General features: G+C 63.9%; 18 protein-coding genes, 1 tRNA gene and 1 riboswitch. Of the genes, 14 read left to right on the top strand and 5 right to left on the bottom strand.

Annotated elements, in window-relative coordinates:
* Positions 1 to 16: 16 nt before the first annotated feature.
* Positions 17 to 1,054, bottom strand: a complete 1,038-nt coding sequence (locus J3D46_RS06760; protein WP_253465916.1) for a universal stress protein — start codon at positions 1,052 to 1,054, stop codon at positions 17 to 19.
* 417 nt (positions 1,055 to 1,471) lie between these two features.
* On the opposite strand from J3D46_RS06760, the gene J3D46_RS06755 reads away from it, so the two are divergent.
* Positions 1,472 to 2,164: an FAD-binding protein gene (locus J3D46_RS06755; protein WP_231338835.1), complete on the top strand. Its 693-nt coding sequence runs from the start codon at positions 1,472 to 1,474 to the stop codon at positions 2,162 to 2,164.
* Between the two features lie 164 nt (positions 2,165 to 2,328).
* On the opposite strand, the gene J3D46_RS06750 is transcribed toward J3D46_RS06755, so the two are convergent.
* Together J3D46_RS06750 and J3D46_RS06745 are read right to left on the bottom strand one after the other, a co-directional pair.
* Positions 2,329 to 3,105, bottom strand: coding sequence for an NlpC/P60 family protein (locus tag J3D46_RS06750; RefSeq protein ID WP_231338834.1), 777 nt, complete (start codon positions 3,103 to 3,105; stop codon positions 2,329 to 2,331).
* A gap of 3 nt (positions 3,106 to 3,108) precedes the next feature.
* Positions 3,109 to 3,301, bottom strand: a riboswitch (cyclic di-AMP (ydaO/yuaA leader).
* A 150-nt stretch (positions 3,302 to 3,451) separates the two neighbouring features.
* Complete coding sequence (locus J3D46_RS06745) at positions 3,452 to 4,081, bottom strand: copper resistance CopC family protein (protein ID WP_253465913.1); 630 nt, start codon at positions 4,079 to 4,081, stop codon at positions 3,452 to 3,454.
* 114 nt (positions 4,082 to 4,195) lie between these two features.
* Between J3D46_RS06745 and J3D46_RS06740 the strand changes: the two genes are divergently transcribed.
* The 4 genes from J3D46_RS06740 (at position 4,196) to J3D46_RS06725 (ending at position 7,408) form a co-directional block, all read left to right on the top strand.
* Positions 4,196 to 5,638, top strand: a complete 1,443-nt coding sequence (locus J3D46_RS06740; RefSeq protein WP_159705375.1) for an NCS2 family permease — start codon at positions 4,196 to 4,198, stop codon at positions 5,636 to 5,638.
* Positions 5,639 to 5,712: 74 nt separating this feature from the next.
* Entirely contained in the window at positions 5,713 to 6,657 is a 945-nt protein-coding gene (gene hutG / locus J3D46_RS06735; RefSeq protein ID WP_253465910.1) for a formimidoylglutamase, read from the top strand.
* Between the two features lie 54 nt (positions 6,658 to 6,711).
* Entirely contained in the window at positions 6,712 to 7,176 is a 465-nt protein-coding gene (locus J3D46_RS06730; protein ID WP_253465907.1) for a hypothetical protein, read from the top strand.
* A 161-nt stretch (positions 7,177 to 7,337) separates the two neighbouring features.
* Positions 7,338 to 7,408, top strand: a tRNA-Cys gene (locus J3D46_RS06725).
* A gap of 94 nt (positions 7,409 to 7,502) precedes the next feature.
* Here the strand turns inward: J3D46_RS06725 and J3D46_RS06720 are convergent.
* Positions 7,503 to 8,243: a FadR/GntR family transcriptional regulator gene (locus tag J3D46_RS06720; protein WP_231338830.1), complete on the bottom strand. Its 741-nt coding sequence runs from the start codon at positions 8,241 to 8,243 to the stop codon at positions 7,503 to 7,505.
* Between the two features lie 212 nt (positions 8,244 to 8,455).
* Here J3D46_RS06720 and J3D46_RS06715 point away from each other — a divergent pair, with 212 nt between their 5' ends.
* The 9 genes from J3D46_RS06715 to J3D46_RS06675 all read left to right on the top strand — a co-directional run bounded on the left by J3D46_RS06715 (position 8,456) and on the right by J3D46_RS06675 (position 21,205).
* Positions 8,456 to 9,823, top strand: a complete 1,368-nt coding sequence (locus J3D46_RS06715; RefSeq protein WP_231338829.1) for an MFS transporter — start codon at positions 8,456 to 8,458, stop codon at positions 9,821 to 9,823.
* Between the two features lie 85 nt (positions 9,824 to 9,908).
* Positions 9,909 to 11,669 carry a dihydroxyacetone kinase family protein gene (locus J3D46_RS06710; RefSeq protein WP_253465904.1) on the top strand — a complete coding sequence of 587 codons (1,761 nt, stop codon included), beginning with the start codon at positions 9,909 to 9,911 and terminating at the stop codon, positions 11,667 to 11,669.
* Positions 11,666 to 12,136, top strand: coding sequence for a ribose-5-phosphate isomerase (locus tag J3D46_RS06705; protein WP_024819245.1), 471 nt, complete (start codon positions 11,666 to 11,668; stop codon positions 12,134 to 12,136). The genes J3D46_RS06710 and J3D46_RS06705 overlap by 4 nt, the downstream gene beginning before the upstream one ends.
* Positions 12,120 to 12,944, top strand: coding sequence for a triose-phosphate isomerase family protein (locus J3D46_RS06700; protein WP_308292021.1), 825 nt, complete (start codon positions 12,120 to 12,122; stop codon positions 12,942 to 12,944). Before J3D46_RS06705 ends, J3D46_RS06700 begins: the two co-directional genes overlap by 17 nt.
* Positions 12,941 to 13,753, top strand: a complete 813-nt coding sequence (locus tag J3D46_RS06695) for a sugar phosphate isomerase/epimerase (protein WP_253465901.1) — start codon at positions 12,941 to 12,943, stop codon at positions 13,751 to 13,753. Before J3D46_RS06700 ends, J3D46_RS06695 begins: the two co-directional genes overlap by 4 nt.
* 1 nt (position 13,754) lies before the next feature.
* Positions 13,755 to 14,615, top strand: coding sequence for a phosphogluconate dehydrogenase C-terminal domain-containing protein (locus tag J3D46_RS06690; protein WP_231338825.1), 861 nt, complete (start codon positions 13,755 to 13,757; stop codon positions 14,613 to 14,615).
* 95 nt (positions 14,616 to 14,710) lie between these two features.
* Positions 14,711 to 15,895: an IS30 family transposase gene (locus tag J3D46_RS06685; protein ID WP_374110765.1), complete on the top strand. Its 1,185-nt coding sequence runs from the start codon at positions 14,711 to 14,713 to the stop codon at positions 15,893 to 15,895.
* Positions 15,896 to 15,982: 87 nt separating this feature from the next.
* Complete coding sequence (locus J3D46_RS06680) at positions 15,983 to 20,881, top strand: NAD-glutamate dehydrogenase (RefSeq protein ID WP_253465898.1); 4,899 nt, start codon at positions 15,983 to 15,985, stop codon at positions 20,879 to 20,881.
* 102 nt (positions 20,882 to 20,983) lie between these two features.
* Positions 20,984 to 21,205 carry a hypothetical protein gene (locus J3D46_RS06675; RefSeq protein WP_090823628.1) on the top strand — a complete coding sequence of 74 codons (222 nt, stop codon included), beginning with the start codon at positions 20,984 to 20,986 and terminating at the stop codon, positions 21,203 to 21,205.
* 135 nt (positions 21,206 to 21,340) lie between these two features.
* Here J3D46_RS06675 and J3D46_RS06670 read toward each other — a convergent pair whose 3' ends face one another.
* Positions 21,341 to 21,589 (bottom strand): hypothetical protein, encoded by a 249-nt coding sequence (locus J3D46_RS06670; protein ID WP_159709121.1) that lies wholly within the window; start codon positions 21,587 to 21,589, stop codon positions 21,341 to 21,343.
* Between the last annotated feature and the right edge of the window lie 77 nt (positions 21,590 to 21,666).

Raw genomic sequence — 21,666 nt, 5'->3', positions numbered from 1 at the left:
GGTGGCAATCCGCGGCTTAGGCTGCGCCGAGCATCGGCCCAAACTTGTCGCGGTCAGCAAGCCGGGGATCCTCACGGTCCGGGACCACCAGCACCGGCCCCTTGGCGTGGTGCAGGACGCCGTCCGAGGTGGAACCCAGGAGCATGCCAGCGAACCCGCCGCGGCCACGGGTCCCCAGCACCACCAACTCCACGCTGCGGCTCGTCTCCACCAGGACGTCCACCGGCGATCCATCGCGGAGGTCCGTCTCAATGGTCAGGTGCGGGAAGTGGCTCCTAAGCCACGCGACACCTGCGTCGAGCTGGACCCTGATGTCCGCAAACAGAGCATCGCGGTCCAACGGGGCCGGGACCCAGGCCAGGGAACCGCTGTACTGCGGCACAGCACAGATCACTCGGAGCTTGGCGCCCATGCGCTGGGCTTGCTCAGCTGCTTCGAGCACTGCCACACGGGCTTGCTCGGAGCCATCCACGCCCACTGCAACCACGTTTTCCACGGTGCGGGGGCCTGCCTTGGCATGCTCGGCCTTGATGTGTTTGTCCTCGGTATTCTCCCCCAGCCGGTCGGCGCAATACAGGGGCACCGTCACGGTGGGGCATTTGGCGTGGGCCGGCAAGGCGCTGCTGACGGAACCCAACAGGCGCCCGACGAAACCCCCACGGCCCCGGCTGCCGAAAACAAGGAGTGCGGCCTCTGCAGAGAGATCCAGCAGGACACCTGCAGCGTCGCCGTTCTCCACCGAAGCGTCGACGTCGATGGCATAGCCGGAGATCTTGTCCATGGCCTGCTTCACGATCGCATCCGCGCCCTCGCGAATCACTGAATCGTCCACGGTTGCGTAGCCACCGTCCAGCCCTGATGCGGCGAAGATGGGCACTGAGTAGGCCGTGACGATGTGCAACGGAAGCTGCCGGCGCTCTGCTTCCCGCGCGGCCCAAACCAAGGCACACTGACCGTGCTCCGAACCGTCCACTCCAACGACGATGCCGCCTGGTGCGACAGCTTGGTCGTCGCCCCGCTGTGGCTCTTCACTGTGTCTGCCGTGCTGGTCCATTGGGGCCCGCCTCTCCACCTACTGCTTGATGTTCCGGCTATTCTGCCAGAGGTTTTCCGGGTCGGATTCCCTGACTGCTTCATTGTCAATGGCCGGGGCAGGAGAAACCTGGAAATTTCTCCTTCCAAGGCCCACTATTCTCGGTCGGCAACGCCGAATCAAGGCGACTTTGGGCTATGTGTATAACGGTCCGGGCTCGGTTATCGGAGGTCCATTTTGCGCTCCGGATGAACAACCCAAACACGCGCATCCGGGAGGCTATCCATGGCCGAAAAAGTTCGGTAGTGTTCGAGTCACCGAATGGCCGGCAAACGTGTTTCACGACACACTCCGGCCATTTATTTGCGGCCGCTTGGGGAACTCGGACGCGACCCCACGCGATGCCGAAGGGCACACACGTCAAGGAGGAACCAAGCAGTGTCACTCACGCCTGATTCCGCCACGGAACGCACCACCACCGTGGTCATCGGAGCCGGCTTGTCCGGCTTGGCAGTTGCCAGTGAGCTCAGCCGTTATGGCGTGGGTTCCATCGTCGTGGACGGCTTTGGTGCGTTGTCCGCAACGGGCCCGTCGGTCCATACAGGTATGCTTCAACGCTGCGACGCCGCCGATCCCGCTGCAATGAAGGAACGCAACGAGATCCTCCGCCACTTGCGGAACTACGCGGCAAGCCATCAGCTGGACGTCCGCAGCACCACGCGCGCCGTGCGCCTTGATTTCCTGGGCTCGGATCCGTCACAGCAGATTGGCTACGGTTTGGCCGCCAGCATGACCACTGCGGGGCTGAGAACCGGACTCCACGTATCCGGCCCCCTCGAATCCACCCGTCGCCAGTGGGCAGTCCACACCGCCAACGGGGTTCTCCTGGCCGACCACATCGTGGTCACGCGCTGTGCGCAGAGCCAGCTGCGCCGGATGCTGGCCGAACTCGGGATTGCCATCGGCCAAAACCTGGCCGCGGCCATGAGGGCAGTCGGGATGCATCTTGTAGGCGTCGGCGAACTCATTACGCCCACCCCCAAGGAAGTCCTTCGGCAGGCCAAAGCAGTGGGTCAGGCGATCTCTTCCAAGGTTGCCCTCCCGGCAGGGCCAGGCCTGGCCACCGCCTAGCCGATCCAACCGGCACACCCTGCCCCACTACGCGGCAAAGGCGCGCCTACCCGCCGTCGTACGTCCATGTCTGGAACTTTTACGCACAAAACTTAACGCCAAAGGCCGGTGCCTTCGAGGAGTGATTCCTCAAAGACACCGGCCTTTGGACTGAAGCGTGAGGCTTATGCGCCAGCGCGTACGTAGGTCAGGGGACCCGTTGCGGTCAACCAGCTGATCGGGTGGATGCCCGTCTGGTTGCCGTTGATGCCACCGCTGATGGCCTGGCCGTTGCCGATGTAGATGGCGACGTGGCCGGACTGAACGATCATGTCACCGGGCTGGGGGTCGCTGACGACCTTGCCGTAGTTCATGAACTGCATGGGGCCAAGGTCACCAACAGGGATGCCTGCGGAGCCGAGAGCCCGTTCCACCATGGCGGTGCAGTCCTGCATGATGCCGATCTGGGCGTAAGCCGAGGCAACCATGGCTGCGTTGACGCCACCGACTGCCGGGGCAGCAGCAGCGGGAGCAGCAGCAGCCGGAGCGGCAGCTGCGGCCTTGGCGACAGGAGCCGTTGCAGCGGCAGTGGTGACTGCTGCCTTCTTGGCTACGGGAGCCTCAACGACGGGAGCCGGCTTCTCGATGACCGGAGCCGCTACGGAAGCAACGGCAGGGCGCTCGAAGTTGATGGTCGCCGTGGAGGCGGCGGTAACAACCTGGGTGGGAGCTTCGGAGGCGGTCTCTGCGACCGTGGCGGGGCTGGAGTCCCGCTGAACCGGAGCTTCAGCTGCGTGGGCGGCGATGGAGCCGGTCAAGACGAGGCCCGAGGCTGCTGCGATGACAGCTGCCTGGCGGCCAGCGCCGGAGGCGTTGCTGGCAACTGCCTTGGAGATGGAGATGAACGGATTAGGACGTACGCTGTCCGCCTTACGACGGCCGCGAAGAATGCGTGAAGACATGAAAGAGCCTCTCCCGATGCCTGCGAGGTTAGCTGTCGGATTCGGATGGGAGTCACCCGGTCACTATCCCCCGCTGTTCAGCGGAAGCTTCGTGACTTCACCCCAAGGCACGCTCGAAAGCGACCTAAAATGGGTTCCCCGTCTCTGCCGTAAGGTTTGTCTGCGAACGGATTCCGGACTGCGGCAGAGCTAGGCAATCAGGCCGGAAGTGCCCGCTACGTGGAACAGGCACAGGTACAACCGTACGCGATGATCACGCCGAAGTCACATTTAAGTAACGAGAACTACTCTTCTGGCGTGTCGCGGTGACCGTTTCGAGATATTCGCAGGTACGTAGAAAACCCCGTTATTCCGCGGGATTCTCGCCATCCGCGTCGTTGGAAGCAGCGAGTTTCCTACGTGCCGTAACAGCCAGAAAGATAACGAGTCCGATAGCAACAACGGCCAGTCCCACGATGCTCCACGGGAACGGCTGGGAGGCATCCGCGGCCGGTTCGCTGGTGCCCGTTCCCGGCGCACCGGTACCGGCCGTCGGTACCGAGGCTGAAGGAGCCGAAGCAGACGGTGAGGCAACCGCCGAACCGCTTGCCGACGTCGCGCCTCCGGCTGCCGTGAACGTAAAGGTGCCCTCGATGGGGTGCGAATCGCTGCTGACGACCCGCCAGACCACCGTGTACTCGCCCGCGGGTGCGCCTTCGCGCAGCTTCTGGACAGCTTGGTTGTCAATGATTTCCACGGGACCGTCTGCCCAGTTTTCGCCGCCCGCCGTGACTGTTACGCCCGAACCGATGGCCAGCGGCCGGTTGTTGAACGTGATGGAGACCGACGCCGGGACGACAGTCACGCTGGCACCGTTGGCCGGCGTGGTGGATTCGGCGACGTCATGGGCGGACGCCGGAGCCGCGGAAAACAGCAAGGCCGACGCGAAGGCGAGGGCAGCAACGACGGCGGCCAGAAGCGGGCGGATGGTACGCATGGGGCGGTTTCTCCTAGTGTTGGCTTCCTTACAGACTAGGCGAATCGTCCGGGGCGCCCGTATCCGACCGCATAGGATTTGAGAGCACACTCCCCTCGATCCCCGGAGTCCTTCATGCTTAAACAAGGTTCTGCAGTCGACCGCTACTTCAAAATCACTGAACGTGGATCCACGTACTCCCGGGAAATTCGTGGCGGCTTCGCAACGTTCTTCGCCATGAGCTACATCGTGGTGCTGAACCCCCTGATCCTCTCCGGAGCGGACTCGAGCGGAGCGTCCCTGGGCTTCACGGCCGTCGCAGCCACTACTGCTTTCGTGGCGGGCATCCTGACCATCCTCATGGGCGCGTGGGCCAAGCACCCGTTCGCCGTTGCAACGGGGCTCGGCGTGAACGCGTTCGTGGCCGTCACCGTGGCCTCACACCCCGGACTGACCTGGCCGGACATGATGGGCCTCGTGGTGCTTTCCGGCGTCACCATGCTCATCCTGGTGCTCACCGGTTTCCGTACTGCGGTGTTCAAAGCCGTTCCAGAAGCCCTCAAGACGGCAATCGTGGTGGGCATTGGTCTCTTCATTGCACTGATCGGCCTGGTCAATGCCGGATTCGTGCGCCGCATCCCGGACGCCGCCGGCACCACGGTTCCCCTGGGGCTGGGCGTGGACGGCAAGCTCATGGGCTGGCCCACCCTGGTTTTTGCGGTGGGCCTGATCCTGACCATCGCCCTGGTGGTTCGCAAAGTCCGCGGCGCCATCCTGATCGGGATCGTGGTTTCCACCGCCCTGGCAGCCATCCTTGAATTCACGCTCCACATCGGCCCGAGCTTTGACGGCAAGAACGTCAACCCGCGCGGATGGTCGCTCGTGGCGCCCACGCTCTCCGAATGGGGCGCCCCGGACTTGTCCCTGATCGGCAAGGCGAACCCTTTCGGCGCGTTCGAGCACCTCGGTTTCATCGCTGCTGCTTTGCTGGCCTTCGTGATCCTCCTGAGCATCTTCTTCGATGCCATGGGCACCATGGTGGGCCTGGCAAACGAGGCCGGAACCGTGGACAAGGACGGCAACATCCCCAACGTGGACCGGGTCCTGCAGGTTGACGCCCTCGGCGCAATCGTCGGTGGCGGCGCGTCCGTATCGTCCAACCAGATCTTCGTTGAATCCGGAGCGGGCATCGGCGAAGGCGCACGCACCGGCCTCGCCTCGATCGTTACCGGAGTGCTGTTCCTGGTGGCCATGTTCTTCACGCCGCTGATCAACCTGGTTCCGTTCGAAGCCGTTGCCCCGGCACTGGTTGTCGTGGGCTTCATGATGGTTTCCCAGGTGGGCAAGATCGACTGGCAGGACTGGGGCGTCGGCATCCCGGCGTTCCTGACCATCGCCCTGATGCCGTTCACGTACTCCATCGCCAACGGCCTGGGCGCCGGCTTCATCTCCTACGTCCTGATCCGCACGTTCCAAGGCCGTGCCCGCGAAGTCCACCCGCTCATGTGGGCTGTGGCTGCCGCGTTCCTGCTGTTCTTCGGCATCGGAACCGTGGAAGAGCTGCTCGGGGTCAAATAGGGAAATCCGGGGTTTCAGACACGCGCGGTGCGGGGTGGCTGGTTTTCGCGTGCCCGTTCGGGTGTGCTTGAAGCATGGAAACCACCCTCGCCGTAGATGTCAGCCCCACCCCGTGGACCGGCCGCTTTGACGGCGACGGTGCCGGGCACCGCCGGTGGTGGCAGGCTGTAGCACCCCTGACGTCGCCCGCGCCCGCAACGGCATCGCGTCCCGCCGTCGTACTTGGGTTCTGCAGCGACGCCGGAGTCCTCCGCAACAAGGGCCGCGTGGGTGCCGCGGCGGCACCGGCCGCCATCCGCTCGGCGCTGGGTCCGCTGGCTTTCCACCTTGACCGTGACGTATTCGACGCCGGCGATGTGGTTGTGGAGGACGACTCACTGGAAGCGGGCCAAGAGCGCGCCGGACGCGCCATTTCGGGACTGCTCGACGCCGGAAACCTCACTGTAGTGCTGGGCGGCGGCCACGAGACCGCGTTTGCCAGTTACCTGGGCGTAGCCGGCTCTGAAGCCGTTCGTGGGAAGCGACTGGGCGTGCTGAACCTGGACGCCCACTTTGACCTGCGCGATGAACCCACGCCGAGCTCGGGTACGCCGTTCCTTCAGATGGCCCACGCTGAAGCGGCCGCCGGGCGCGAACTCCAGTACGCCGTCGTGGGCATTTCGGAGCCGAACAATACGCGAACACTCTTCGACACCGCAGACCGGCTGGGCGTGAAGTACATGCTTGATGAGTTGTGCTCCCCGGAGGCCGTGGAGGTATTTGTTGCCGGCTTCCTGGCTGGCGTTGACGCGCTGTACCTGACGATCGACCTGGATGTCATGCCGGCATCCGTGGCGCCCGGAGTGAGCGCGCCTGCCGCATATGGCGTGCCGTTGCCGGTGATCAGCGCAATCTGCCGTCAGGTCGCTGCGAGCGGGAAGCTGGTGCACTTGGACGTCGCGGAACTGAATCCGGAGTTCGACATTGATTCCAGGACAGCAAAAGTAGCGGCACGTCTGGTAAACACGCTGCTCGCCTAGGCCCCTGTTGCCAGCCGCCTCCTCCGCTTAGCCTGTGGGGAGGGAAGGATGGCGATGCGCGAAACTCCTGTGCAGGACAAGTGGGCCTGGATTGCCGGGCCCGTGGCTGTGGTTCTGGGACTCGCAGCGCACATGCTCGCGGGCGGCAGCGCTCCGGCCATACCTGTCGTCTTGGCCTTCGCTGCGCTGGCTGCACTCGCCGCCCAGCTCATTGCCCGTTGGGTGCACGGGCCGCTGTTGTTGCTGCTGTTTTCCGGGCTGGCGCAGCAACTGCTTCACTTCGGCTTCGTCGCATTCGGTGGCTTCTTTGCCGGCAGCGGACTGCTGGACCACTTACACAGCGGCCAGGTCCTGGGAGAAGTGCCAGCAGGGGCCGCTCCCAGCGGTGGCTCCGTGCACCTGTTGCTCTACACCCACATGGCAGCGGCAATCCTCACACTTGTGATTGCCGCGGGTGTGAGCAGGCTGGCGGCGCAGAAACGAGCACAGCCGCTTCGAAGGGCGAACCACAGCCTCTGACCGCCCACCGCTTGTTGGGCCGTGTACGGCCGCGGGGATGGGGTCGCATTTGACAGCTTTGAGGTCACGGGCAGCAACCTGCGGCAACGCTTCGTAGCCCTGCGAAAGCCTGCGAAATGAACTTTGATCCGGCTGCGCCCAGGCGCCTAGTGTCGTTTGCACGTGGTGTACCCGAGAGGCCAGGGAGCTGCCTGCAAAGCAGCGCACGCGGGTTCGAATCCCGCCACCACGTCTCGGGGGACCTGAGCCGGAATCCCCTTCGCGGGATGGCATTTGATGGCAATGTTCCGCTCAGGCATTGGCATTATTCGCCGTCTGGCGGGAGATTATTGGGCTGCGTCGAAGCCCGCCAACAGGCGCCGCGATGCCGTAGCCATGTGCGAGCGCATGTTCTGTGAAACGGCGGACGCGTCCCGGGCAACAAGTGCCTCGTAGATGGCAGTGTGTTCGCGCAGGGCAGCCTCGGCGTGGCCTTCATCGGTCAGTGCCCGGTCCACCCAGATCCGCAGCAGCGAGCGGATGCTTTGGAGGAGTTCTTCCAGGACCATGTTGCCGGAGGCCGCGGCGATCTCGCGGTGGAAGGCCGCATCGGCTTCCACGAAGGCTGCGAGGTCGTCGAGGTTCCTCTCCATGACGTCAAGGTCGGCCCGCATCCGTTCCAAGGCTTCATCCGTGACCCTCAGGGCCGCCAACTCAACAGCCTGAACTTCCAGTCCGCTGCGCAATTCCACCAGCTCGCGGGTCCGCGGCTCCCCCAGCATCAACCCCCAGCTGAGCGTCCGCGGCAAAAGTTCGGAGACACCGTCGCGCAGGTACGTTCCCGAGCCGGGACGGACGATCACGATCCCGAGGATCTCCAGGGCAGCGAGGGCCTCGCGGACGGCCGAACGTCCAACACCAAGTGAAGCCGCCAACTGCCGCTCTGCCGGAAGCCGGGTGCCGGGGGCGATGTCTCCACTCGTGAAGTAGGCAAGGAGGCGCTCCGCTACTTCGGACACAACGGAGCCCTGCTCCATGGGGGCAAGCGCGGCCGTCATGTGGGCCGCTGCTGCTGAGTTCGCTGACACCTTCACAGCGTAGCAACCGGATGACCAATCCCTGCGGCGACTAGTCAGCGCCCAAAAAACTTTAACCAGTCAACCGGTTGACCAATTTAGAATCCAGTCCTATGGTTTAAATCACAAGCTTCGCCATCGCCGGATCCCCGCCGGCCATGCCACGAACCAGCCCGGCGCATCCAGTGCAGGATCCGCAGGGACACCAACATCTAGGAGTCAATGTGGACACCACACAATCGGTGGTCGAAAAATCCGCAATTAAGAAGGTGGCAGTCCGGCTTGTGCCGTTCGTCGCCCTGATGTTCTTCATCAACTATCTGGACCGCACCGCCATTTCTTTCGCCGGCCCCAACGGCATGAATAACGACCTCGCCCTCTCAGCGGCACAGTTCGGCTTCGCCTCCGGAGTCTTCTTTATCGGGTACATCCTGCTCGAAATCCCCAGCAACCTGGCCCTCCACAAGTTCGGCGCCCGCCGCTGGCTGGCCCGCATCATGGTCAGCTGGGGCATCGTGTCCTTGCTCTTCACCTGGGTGGGCAACGTTGAGCAGCTCTACATTCTCCGATTCATCCTGGGTGTGGCAGAAGCCGGCTTCTTCCCCGGCGCCATCCTCTTCCTGAGCCTCTGGGTGCCGTCCAAGCACCGCAGCAAGATCCTGGCCCTCTTCTACTTGGCGCAGCCGCTCACCACGGTGATCGGTGCTCCCCTCGCAGGCGCTTTGATCCAGCAGCACGGAATGTTCTTTGGCCTCGAGGGCTGGCGTTTCATGTTCTTCGGAGTCGCCATCCCCGCGATCATCGTCGGCATCATCGCCTGGTTCTACCTGGCAGACAACCCCTCCAAGGCCAAGTGGCTTACCGCAGAAGAGAAGACCTGGCTGACCGGCGCCCTCGAAAAGGAAAAGAAGGAAACCGCCGCCAGCAACAAGCACGTCAGCGTTCGCACGGTGTTCGGCAACGGCCGCGTCTGGATGCTCTCCCTGATCTACTTCGGCTTCATCTACGGCTTGTACGCGCTGGGCTTCTTCCTGCCGACCATCATCGCCGGCTTCGAAGGCCTCTACGGCACCAAGTTCGATGTGTTCCAGAAGGGACTCATCACGGCCATTCCGTATCTGCCGGCAGCCTTTGCCCTGTACTTCTGGTCCAAGGACGCCACCAAGCGCGGCGTGAAGACCTGGCACATCGCCCTTCCGGCCCTCATCGGCGGTGTCAGCATCCCTCTGGCGCTGTTTGCCGGATCCCCCGCGGCAACCATCGCCGTCATCACGGTCACGGCCATGTCCATCTTCGCTGCCCTGCCGAACTTCTGGACCGTCCCCACGCAGTTCCTCACCGGCGCAGCCGCAGCAGCAGGCATCGCACTGATCAACACGGTGGGCAACCTGGCGGGCTTCAGCGCCGGCTACATCACCGGCTGGCTTAAGGATCTGACGGGCGGCTACACGGTCCCGATGTTCGTCGTCGGCGGCTTCATGTTGCTCTCCTCCATCCTCATGGTGACCCTCAGCAAGCAGGGCAAGGCATCTGCTGGCACGCCTGCCGAGGCGCTGGACCCACAAGGGGCCGGGCAGCACGCGGAGCCGTAACCACCACAAGCAGGTTGTGCCCTTCCAGCAGGGAGGGCACAACCACCACACTTCACACCCTTCAGTACAGCCCAGGAGATACCCCATGACCCGCCTCTTCAACGAGCCCTCAGCCTTCGCTGATGAAATGATCGAAGGCTTCGTCGCATCGCACAGCCGGTGGGTCCGGCGCGTCTCCGGTGGGGTTGCCCGCAGCACGCGGTCGACGCCGGATTCGGTCGCCTTGGTGATCGGCGGGGGCTCCGGCCACTACCCGGCCTTCGCCGGGCTGGTTGGCCAGGGCCTGGCGCACGGCGCGGCGATGGGCAACCTATTCGCCTCACCCTCGGCACAGCAGGTCTATAACGTGGCCAAGGCAGCGGATAACGGCGGCGGCGTACTCCTGGGCTACGGCAATTACGCCGGCGACGTCCTGCACTTCACCCAGGCCCAGGCAAAACTCCGTGCCGAGGGCATCGACTGCAGGAGCATCGCAGTCACGGACGACATCTCTTCGGCTCCCCTGGCCGAGAAACACAAGCGCCGCGGGATCGCCGGGGACCTGACAGTCTTCAAGGTGGTGGCCGCTGCCGCTGAGGCCGACTACTCCATGGACGCTGTGGTGGAGATCGCCGAGCGCGCCAATGACCGCACCCGTTCCTTCGGCGTCGCGTTCACCGGGTGCACGCTCCCGGGCGCGGACCACCCGCTCTTCTCCGTTCCCGAAGGGCGCATGGCAGTGGGCATGGGCATCCACGGCGAACCCGGCATTGCCGAGACGAACATCCCGACGGCGGATGAACTCGCCGAACTGCTGGTCAAGGACCTCCTTGCCGAGATCCCGGACGCCCTTTCCGTGCACGGCGCACGGGTGGTCCCGATCCTCAACGGCCTGGGCAGCGTCAAATACGAAGAGCTGTTCGTGGTCTACCGCCGCGTGGCCCAGCTGCTCGCCGAGGCCGGTATCGAGGCTGTGGACCCGCAGGTGGGCGAGCTCGTGACCAGTTTCGACATGGCCGGCACCTCCCTCACACTGTTCTGGCTGGACTCCGAGCTCGAGGAACTCTGGCTCGCACCCGCGGACGCCCCGGCTTTCCGCCGCGGTGCGGTCAGCGCTCAAGCGCTCGACGCCGACCAGCTCACCATGGCCGCCGAGCAGCAATCCGTGATCCCGGACGCCAGCAAAGAGTCCAAAACCGCAGCGCCCACCATCCTCGCGGCCCTCAACGCCGCCAAAGCCGTGGTTGACGCCAACGTGGAAGAACTCGGCCGGATCGACGCGATCGCCGGCGACGGTGACCACGGGATCGGCATGGAGCGTGGAATCCACGCCGCCGTCGCTGCTGCGGCAGACGCCGTCGAACGCGGTGCAGGGGCAGGGACCGCCCTGAACCTGGCCGCCGACGCCTGGGCGGACAAAGCCGGTGGCACCTCGGGCGCGCTGTGGGGCATGGCCCTGCGCGCCGTCGGACAATCCGTCGGCGACACCGACGCCCCCAGCGCCGTAGCCGTGGCCGAGGGTGTGGCCGAAGCGAAGCGTTCCATCATGGACTTCGGCAAGGCCAAGGTAGGCGACAAAACCTTGGTGGACGTCCTGTCGCCGTTCAGCGAAGCACTCACCGCGGCAGTTCAGGGCGGAGCAACACTTCGGGATGCATGGGGCGCCGCTGCCACCATCGCCGAGCAATCCGCCGAAGCGACCGCCAACCTGCTGCCCCTCATGGGCCGCGCCCGCCCGCACGCCGAAAAGAGCCTCGGAACCCCCGACGCCGGAGCCGTCTCCATGGCATTGATCGTCCGGGCCATCCACAACACTTTCGCGGAAACACAAACCGCAGGGAACACACCAGTTAAGGAGAACGCATGAGCACCAAACTGCGCCTGGTCATAGGATCGGACGACGCCGGATTCGAGTACAAGGAAGCCCTCAAAGCCGACTTGGAAGCGAACGGCCTCGTTGAGTCCGTCACCGACGTCGGAGTGGACGCCACGAGCCACACTCCGTACCCGTCCGTAGCCATCGCCGCTGCTGAACTGATCGCCGCCGGCAAGGCCGACCGGGCACTCCTGGTCTGCGGCACCGGCCTGGGCGTCGCGATCGCCGCCAACAAGGTCCCCGGCATCCGTGCCGTCACCGCCCACGATTCCTTCTCCGTGGAACGCTCGGTCCTGAGCAACAACGCCCAGGTCCTCACGTTCGGCCAGCGCGTGGTCGGGCTGGAACTCGCCCGCCGCCTGGCCAAGGAATGGCTCACTTACACCTTCGACGAAACCTCTGCCTCGGCCGAGAAGGTCACACTGATTAAGGACTACGAGGGTGTCACTTCCTGCTAAGACCACCGACGCGGCTTCCCGGCAACCACGTGCGGTGATCGGCGTGAGCCTGAAGATGTACTTCGGCTACCAGCGCTCCGTGGACTACTGCCGCGACATCGCCACCATCGCCTTCAAGCACCCGGCAGTGGTGGGCGGCGACATCGAACTGTTCGTGCTGCCCACTCTCCCCGCCCTGCCCGAAGCTGCCCGGATCCTGGGCGCGGCCGGCGTTGGTACCGGAGCGCAGGACATCTTCTGGGAAGACGAAGGCGCGTACACCGGCGAGGTAGGCGGCAAAACCGTCGCCGAACTCGGCGGACGGTACGTTGAGGTTGGGCACGCGGAGCGCCGCAGGATCTTCGGCGAAGACGAACGGATCATCGGCCTGAAGACCGCTGCCACTTACCGCAACGGGCTCACCCCGGTGTTGTGCGTTGGCGAACTGATCGCAGGCTCCCCCGAGGAAGCCATCGCCCAGTGCACGGCCGAAATCGACGCCGCCCTCAACCGCGCCGCAACTCTCGGCCCCACAGACCGGACCATCGTGGCCTACGAGCCGCAATGGGCCATCGGCGCCCCGGAACCTGCAACACCGGAATACATCAGCGCCGTGGTCCGCGGACTGGACGAGCACCTGCGTTCGTTGCCCGGCCAGGAAGAGAGCCGCGTCATCTACGGCGGCAGCGCCGGACCGGGCCTCATCACGGAACTGGACACCGCCGTCGCCGGCTTGTTCCTGGGCCGCTTCGCGCACCATCCCGCAGCGCTGAAAACCATCCTGGACGAGACCGCCGCGCGCTTGGCCGCTAAGGCGGTGGCAGCATGAACGGCGCCTCGCAAAGCAGGATCGGCCTCAGCAGCTACGCGTTCTTCTGGCAGCTCTCGGACCAGGTCAGCCAGCCGCTGAGCATCCATGACGCGCTGCGTAAGGCGTCGGATATGGGCGTGGACCTCTTCCAGATCTGCGACTACGCGCCGCTGGAAGACATGAACGACGCCGGGCTCGCCGCCGTCCGCAGTACGGCGGACGAGCTGGGCATCACCCTGGAAGTGGGGACCAAGGGTATCCGTCCGGAGCACCTGGCGAAGTTCCTGCACATCGCCCAGATGCTGGGCTCGGACCTGCTGCGGACCATGTTCAACGTCCCCGGCCACACCCCGGACACCGAGGAAACCGTCAGGATCTTCACCGGGATCCTGCCGGAATTCCAGGCAGCCGGGGTGAGGATCGCCGTCGAGACCTATGAACAGGTCCCCACGGAACGGATCCTGGACGTCGTCCGCCACGTCAACAGCCCCTACCTCGGAATCTGCAGCGACCCCGCCAACACCGTGGCTGCGCTGGAGATGCCGCGGCAGGTGATTGACGCCGTCGCGCCTTATGTCCTGAACATGCACATCAAAGACTTTGCGTTCAGCCGCAAGCAGGGATGGGTCGGGTTTACGTACTCGGGCGCACCCCTCGGCGAAGGCCTTCTCGACTACGACTACATGGTCGAAAAGATCCAGCCCAAAGAAAGAAACATCAACCAAATCGTGGAGCACTGGCTGCCGTGGAAGGACTCCGAAGCGGAGACCATCCGCCTCGAAAACCAGTGGACCCAACAAAGCCTCGATTTCCTAAGGAGCAAGTGAAATGTCAGCAGAACAATTGACCGTCGCCGTTGTCGGAGCCGGTGGCAAAATGGGGATGCGCGTTTCCCGCAACCTCCAGAAGTCCACCCACAACGTCTTCTACAGTGAGAACTCCCCCGCCGGCCAGGACCGCGTCCGCGCCGAAGGCCGCGACATCACCGCCACCGACGACGCCGTTCCCACAGCCGACGTCGTCATCCTCGCCGTACCGGACACCGTCCTCGGCATCGTTTCCGAGGGCGTCGTCCCGCAGATGAAGTCAGGCGCGATCCTGCTGACTCTCGATCCCGCCGCCGCGTACGCAGGCCTGCTGGCCAAGCGCGACGACGTCGTCCAGGCGGTCGCGCACCCCTGCCACCCGTCCGTGTTCCTGGAGCGCACCACCAAGGAAGAATGGGCCGACACCTTCGGCGGCCAGGGCGCCCCACAGAACGTGGTCTCCGCGATCGACGAGGACGCACCCGCAGCAACCCGCGACGTAGCCGAAGCCGTCATCCGCACCATCTACGCACCCGTGATCGACGTTCACTGGGTCACGGTCAAGCAACTCGCCATCCTGGAACCCACCCTGGTGGAAACCGTGGCCTGCATGATCGGCACGCTCCTCAACGAGGCACTCCACGAGACCGTGCACACCGCCGGCGTTCCCGAGGAAGCAGCCAAGGCCATGCTGTTCGGCCACGTCCAGATCGCCCTCACCAACGCCCTGCGCGGATCCAACCCGTTCTCCGAAGCCTGCGAAATCGCCATCCAGTACGGCAAGGACACCATCATCAAGGACGACTGGAAGAAGATCTTCGACGACTCCGAACTCGACGGCGTGATCGCCAAGATGCTCAAGCTGGACGCCGTCAAGCGCTAAGGCCTCCCATCCCTCCACCGAGGTGGCATTTGATGCCAATGTTTGGCTGGCAAAGTCATAGGGTCGTTGCAACGCTCTGATTGATGGAGCGTTTCATGGTCAAGTTGTTTCCTTCGGGTGCGCGTGCCGAGTTTGTTGATTTGGTGTGTGCGGGGGTCTCGGTTCTTGAGGCTTCCCGGCGTGTCGGGGCGGTGCACGCGACCGGGGGAAACTGGTGGGCTCAGTCTGGCCTGATGATGACGTTGAACCGTGGCGCTGTCGGGGGTCTTGCCGATCCTGCGCCTTCGGCAGAGGGACCTGGCCGGGCCTTGGGTCTGGGCGAGCGGGGGATGATCCAGATGGGTGTTCTGCTGGGGCTCAGTTACGCCAAGATCGGTGAATTGATTGGCCGGGATAAGTCCGTGGTCTGGCGGGAGGTGAAACGGCACAGAAGCGCGGACGGGAAGTATTACGCCTCGGTCGCCCACGCCAAAGCGCACCAGGACAGGCGCCGGCCCAAACCGTTCAAACTCGTCCAGGACGAGGACCTCTGCCGGCTGATCGGTGTGTGGATGGATGACGGGTGGAGCCCGAAATTGATCTCCTCAATGTTGGCGCACTACTTCGTCGACGATCAGACTATGCAGGTGAGCCACGAGACGATCTATCAAGCGCTGTATGTCCAAACCCGCGGGAACCTGCGGGCGGACCTGGCCGAAAAGCTCAGCCTGAAACGCAAGCAACGCGTTCCGCACACCAGTGACCGCCGTAAGAACAGCCCTTACGGTGAGGCATTCAAGATCAGCCAACGCCCGCCCGAGGTCCAAGACCGGGCAGTGCCTGGCCACTGGGAAGGGGACCTCATCATCGGGACCGACGGGACCGCGATCGGCACGTTGGTGGAACGCTCGACCCGGTTCACGATCCTGCTGCACCTGCCCGGGGACCACACCGCGGAGACCGTTGCCGCTGCGATGATCCGGGAGATGGCTTCCCTCCCGGATCACCTGCGACTCTCGATCACTTGGGACCGCGGAACCGAACTGGCCGACTACGCGAAGATCCAAACCGCACTCGAAACGACCCTGTATTTCTGCGACCCGCACTCACCCTGGCAACGCGGCACCAACGAGAACACCAACAGGCTCCTGAGGTTCTGGTTCGAGAAAGGCACCGACCTTTCAGTGCACACCCCCGAGGACCTCCGCCTGGTCGCAGCGAAACTCAACCGCCGACCCAGACCAACCCTGAACCTCGAAACACCAGCCAACCGACTAAACCAGCTGCTACAAGCGGCCTAACCCCCAGCGTTGCTCCCACCAGTTGACTTTGCCGCTCAAACAGTGGCATGAGGTGCCATCTCGCGGGGTTTAAGCGATCATGAGAATATGTCCTCCAGCACCGAGCCGGCGGACGGATTCCTGACCGACTACTACGAGCACGTGGCCGAGGACGACGCCCGCAACTACACGCCGGAAACGCTGCTGGAACGCGCCCGCTACCACCGGTCGTTGGCCGAACGGCGGGAACCGGGGCAGGCCGTCATCGGAGTTCTGCATGAGTCCGACGCCAGCGTGGTGGCCGTCGTGGCAGATGACATGCCCTACCTCCTCCCCTCCGTCACTGCGGAGATCGCCCGGGATACCGCCTCCATCCGACTCCTCGTCCATCCCACCTTCAGCGTCACCCGCGATCCAGCCACCCATCGCCTGACCGAAATCCAGCGGGCACCGCACCGCACCGGGCTCCCCGCCAGCGTCGAAGCTTCCGCCGCCGGCACCAGTGCGCAGGTGCCCGCCCAACACGAGGAGTACGACGGCGGACCACTCGCCGAGGCGTGGATGGCGATCGAGATTCCAAGGCTCCCGGACGAGCCCGGGACGGAACTCCTCATTGGCCGGCTGCACAGGGTCCTGCACGATGTCCGGACCGCCGCTGAGGACCATGCTGCAATCCATGAGGAACTGGCCCGCGAGGTCAGGGCCTTGGGTGAGCGGGCAGGCTCGGATCCTGAAGCCAGGGAAGCCCGCGAGCTGCTGCAATGGCTGGGCGACGGGAACTTCGTGTTCCTCGGATTTCGCGGGCGCCGCGGGCTAGGCGTTCTGCGGGAACCGATGGACGCGGAGGAACTGCACAGGAATCCTCCGGGGGCAGAACCCCGGATCCTCACGCTCACCAAGTCCGCCCAGCGTTCCACGGTCCTGCGCCGCGCCTACCTCGACGAGATTACGGTGGCCTCGTCCGGCCCGGAGGGGAAGGACGGCGGACAAACCTTTGTTGGTCTCTTCTCCCCCAATTCCACGGCGCAATCGGCCTTGGAGATTCCTGTCATCCGGGACACCGTGAAGGAAGTGCTGCGGGCGTTTGGCTACCCGCCCAGCTCGCATCACGGCAAGGAACTCCTGGCCGTCATGGAGGGCTATCCCCGCGATGAGCTATTCCACATCGACGCCGAACAGCTCGCCGCCCATGCCCGCGAAATCCTGCGACTCCAGGAACGCCACAGCACCCGACTGTTCCTGCGCCCGGACTCCTATGGACGGTTCATGACAGCGCTCGTGTTCCTCCCGCGCCGTCGGTACAGCACCGCAGTCAGGCTCAACATTGAACGCGAACTGCGCGAGGCATTCGGTGCGGACTCCATCGAGTTTGAGCTCCGCTTGGGCGAATCCGCCATGGCCAGGGTGTTCTTCCGGGTGCTGTTACCGCAGGCGGCGTCGACGCGTCAGGGGACTCCCGGCGTCGTAGATGCCTCGGTACTGGAGCCGCGGATCATCGCCGCCACCAGGACCTGGGCCCAAGGCCTGGCCGAAGCGCTGCAGGCGCGCTACCCGTTGGAGGAGGCCGGGCGGCTTTCCCGCGAATGGGCCGCGGCCTTCCCTGCCAGTTACAAAGCCGATTTCGAAGTAGAGGACGCGGTGGAGGACATCTCGAAGTTCGAGAGCTTTCCGCCAGGCCAAAGCGAGGAACCAGACCCGCTGCTGACCGTCTACAAACGACCCGGAACTGCTGTTCTCATCGAAGATGCCAGGATCAGGCTGTATTTGACCCGCCCCCAGAGCCTCACCCAGATCCTTCCGTTCTTCCACAACCTTGGCTTGAAGGTACTGGACCAGCGTCCGTTCGACGTCCAGCGTGGAGATGGCCGACAGTTCTTTCTGTACGACCTCGGGCTGAAGTACCCGCGCGGGGTGGACCCGTTGACCACGGGCGAACTGCTGGGCGGCGCGTTCTGCGCCGCCATGCGCGGCGCTGCGGAGTCGGACGCCTTCGATGCCTTGGTCATCCGCGAAGGCATCGGTTGGCGGCGGGTGGCTATCCTCCGCGCCTACGCCAAGTACTTGCGGCAATTGGGGAGCACCAACTCTTACGGCTTCATCGCGGACACACTCCGGGCGAACACGGAGGCAACACATGCGCTCCTGGAACTCTTCGAGGCGAAGTTCAATCCGGACAGCTACGCGCCGGACCTGTTTGATCCCGAACTCAACAGCCACGCACACCGGCCTGACGGCGATGTTTTTGAGGAAGGCAGCAGCGAACTGAGCCATCGTACGCAGGCCATCCACGCAGCCCGTGCCAGACTTGGCGAGGCTATTGACGCCATCCCGGTCCTGGACGCCGACCGACTCCTCCGGACGCTCGCAAGCCTGGTGGACGCCACCCTGCGCACCAATTTCTACTTGGACAAGCCGTACATCAGCTTCAAACTCAATCCGTCCGGCATTCCGGCCGCACCGGCGCCACGTCCTAAATTCGAAATCTGGGTCTACTCACCCCGCGTTGAGGGGGTCCACCTGCGCTTCGGACCGTTGGCCCGCGGAGGACTCCGGTGGTCGGACCGGCGCGAGGACTTCCGGACGGAAATCCTTGGGCTGGTGAAGGCACAAACTGTCAAGAACGCCGTGATTGTTCCCACCGGCGCCAAAGGTGGTTTCTTCCCCAAACTACTACCGGACCCGGCGGAGGATCGCGCTGCTTGGCTCGCGGAGGGCCAGGAAAGCTACCGGACTTTTATTCGTGGGCTGCTGGACGTCACGGACAACCTCATGCCGGATCCCGACGGCGGCAGCAACAGCCGGGTGGCGACCCCGCCCCGGGTGGTACGCCACGATGGCGACGACTACTATCTGGTGGTCGCGGCGGATAAGGGAACTGCCGCCTTCTCAGACATCGCCAACGCTGTGGCGGAGGAGTACGGCTTCTGGCTGGGGGACGCCTTCGCTTCCGGCGGCTCAGTGGGTTACGACCACAAGCAGATGGGCATCACGGCCCGCGGCGCATGGGAATCGGTGCGCCACCATTTCAGTGAACTCATGATCGATTCAACCGCGGAGGATTTCACCGTGGTGGGCATCGGGGACATGAGCGGTGATGTCTTCGGCAATGGCATGCTTCTCTCCAAGCACATCAAGTTGGTAGCTGCGTTCGATCATCGGCATATCTTCCTGGACCCCACACCGGATCCGCTGGAGTCCTATGCCGAGCGGGAACGCCTGTTCAAGCTCCCCCGGTCATCCTGGGCGGACTACAACCCGGGAAGGTTGAGCCCGGGTGGCGGTGTCTTCGCGAGGACGGCGAAGTCAATAGTGATTACCGAGGAGGTCCGGCTCGCCCTGGGTTTGGAAGAGGGTGCAGGGCTGGAAGCAGGCTCCGAACCCAACGGCCAGCAGGTCATGAGTCCGCCGGAGCTCCTCAAGGCGATCCTCATGGCGCCGGTGGACCTGCTGTACAACGGCGGAATTGGCACCTACGTGAAGTCGTCCACGGAGTCCCATGCCGACGTCGGGGATAAAGCGAACGATGCCATCCGCGTTGATGGCAACCAGCTCCGCACCCACATCATCGCTGAAGGCGGCAACCTCGGCGTCACCCAGCGCGGCCGGATCCAGGCTGCGCTGGCGGGCATCCTGGTGAACACCGATGCGATCGACAATTCGGCAGGGGTGGATTGTTCCGACCATGAGGTGAACATCAAGGTCTTCCTGGACCGTATGATCGCGGCCGGCAGGATGCCTGCGGCCGAACGGACCGTATTCCTGCACTCACTCCAAGGTGAAGTGGGGAAGCTGGTGCTGAAAACCAATGACCACCAGAACGTCCTGTTGCTCAATGACAAGCAGTTGGCCGTCGAGTGGAGCCCCAGCTTCGAAAGGACCATGGACTGGCTTGAGTCAGTCACCGACCTGGACCGGGACCTGGAGTTCCTCCCCGGCAACGAGGAACTCCAGGCCCGCGTCCTGACGGGCAAGGGGCTGACAACCCCCGAGCTCGCAGTGCTGGCCGCCTACGCCAAAATCGAGCTGGCCCGGGAACTCACGGAGGGAGGCCTTGCCGACGATCCGTGGTTCTCGCAGACGCTCCACGACTATTTCCCCCAACAAGTCTCGGAGCGGTTCGGCGAACATCTGTCCACCCACCCCCTGCGCCGGGAGATCGTAGCCACTGTGGTGGCCAACGACATGATCAATATGGGTGGCATTGCGTTCGCCTTCCGGGCCATGGAAGAGACCACCGTGTCAGCCGCGGCCGTAGCACGCGCGTTCGTGGTGATGCGGAACGTCTGGGATCTGGACTCGGTAACGCAGGCAATCGCCCGACTGCCGGCCAGCACACCCAGCGAGCATGGCGCAGCCGTGGCCCTGGACATGCGGCGCCTGTTGGACCGGTCCGTGCGCTGGTACGTGACCCACGATTTCCGTGACAAGCCGATCTCCGATGCCTTGGCCCGGCTTGAACAACCGATGTCCTTGATGCGCGCCAATTTCACCGGGTTGCTGCATGGCATCAATCTGGCGCACTCTTTGAAGCGCCTCGCCCACACTGACGCCGTCGGCCTGCCGCACTCTTTGGGGATCCGCGCTTCAGAGCTCCTGGTCAGCTACGGACTGCTGGACATTTCCGCCATCGCCGAGGAACTGCAGGAGCCGGCAGAGGGTGTGGCGGAGGTGTACTTCGCCGTTTTTGAGCGGATCTCCGCAATCCCCTTGCTGGAACACATCACCATGCTTCCGCGCGACACGCACTGGGAGTCGTTGGCGAGGGCAGCGCTGAGGGACGACATGTATCTGGTCCTGGCCGACATGACCAAGGCGGTGGTCCGGCATACTCCGCGGTCCACCGTGGCTGCTGATCCCGTGGAACGGATCATGGATTGGGAGCACGGAAACATCGAACAATTGGCGCGCATCCAGGAGACCATCCAGGAAGCCATCAAGCCAGGTCCGGTGGACATCGCGGCTCTTTCCGTGGCGGTAAAACTGCTCCGCGCCATGGTTCGCAGATGAGACCCAGGTCACTCACCTGCCAGTCATCTTACATATTTTCGGGTCTCAGCGATTATGATTGATGGGTCGCCCTCGCATGCGGCACGTAATAGGAGGCCCCCAATGACCCCTGCAATGACTGCAGAACGCGAAATTCGCCTGTCCTTCTCGAAGGCAGACGAGATCCACGACGGACTCGACCGCGCAGTGGATGCCCTGATCGAAAACGCAGCAGCAGACGCTGCCTGTGGAATTCTGGTGACGCGCCACGAGCCCGGCACCTACACCGTGGCCCTGGACGAATCCGTTCCCTTCGGTCAGACCCACGAAGTCCTCGCCGCCTGATACCCCCAACGTATTTTCTGGCAGCGACGCCAAAAACCGGGGCCCGTTCCCTTCCGCATCTACTACCCGCGGAAGGGAACGAGCCCCGGTTTCTGTTTAACAACTATCCCACCCAAGCAGGTCGCAATTGGGTACCTATGCCCGGCGGAGAGTGACGCCGTCGGACTTCATGAACAGTTCCTTGCCCTCTTCGGTGACGCCGGGGCCCGAGTGCTCAAGCCACACCACATTCCCGCTGCTGGAAATTTCCTCGACCCGGCCGGTGGCGATCACGTGGGCGTATTTGACCACTTCCACCGCCTCGCCAACGTTCAGCGTCTTCCAGTCGGAAACCGTAGCCGAGTGAGCGTTTCGCCTGGACAGGACTGCTCCGCGTGCCTTCATTGAACTTCTACCCCTTTGTGGATGTTCTCTGTTGTGTATTGAGTTGTTCGAACGGTTGACCGTCAAGCCCACGACAT

This window comes from Paenarthrobacter sp. A20, assembly GCF_024168825.1.
Classification (GTDB): domain Bacteria; phylum Actinomycetota; class Actinomycetes; order Actinomycetales; family Micrococcaceae; genus Arthrobacter.
The sequence above is the reverse complement of the archived record's forward strand: the minus strand, read 5'-3'. Positions and strand labels throughout refer to the sequence as shown.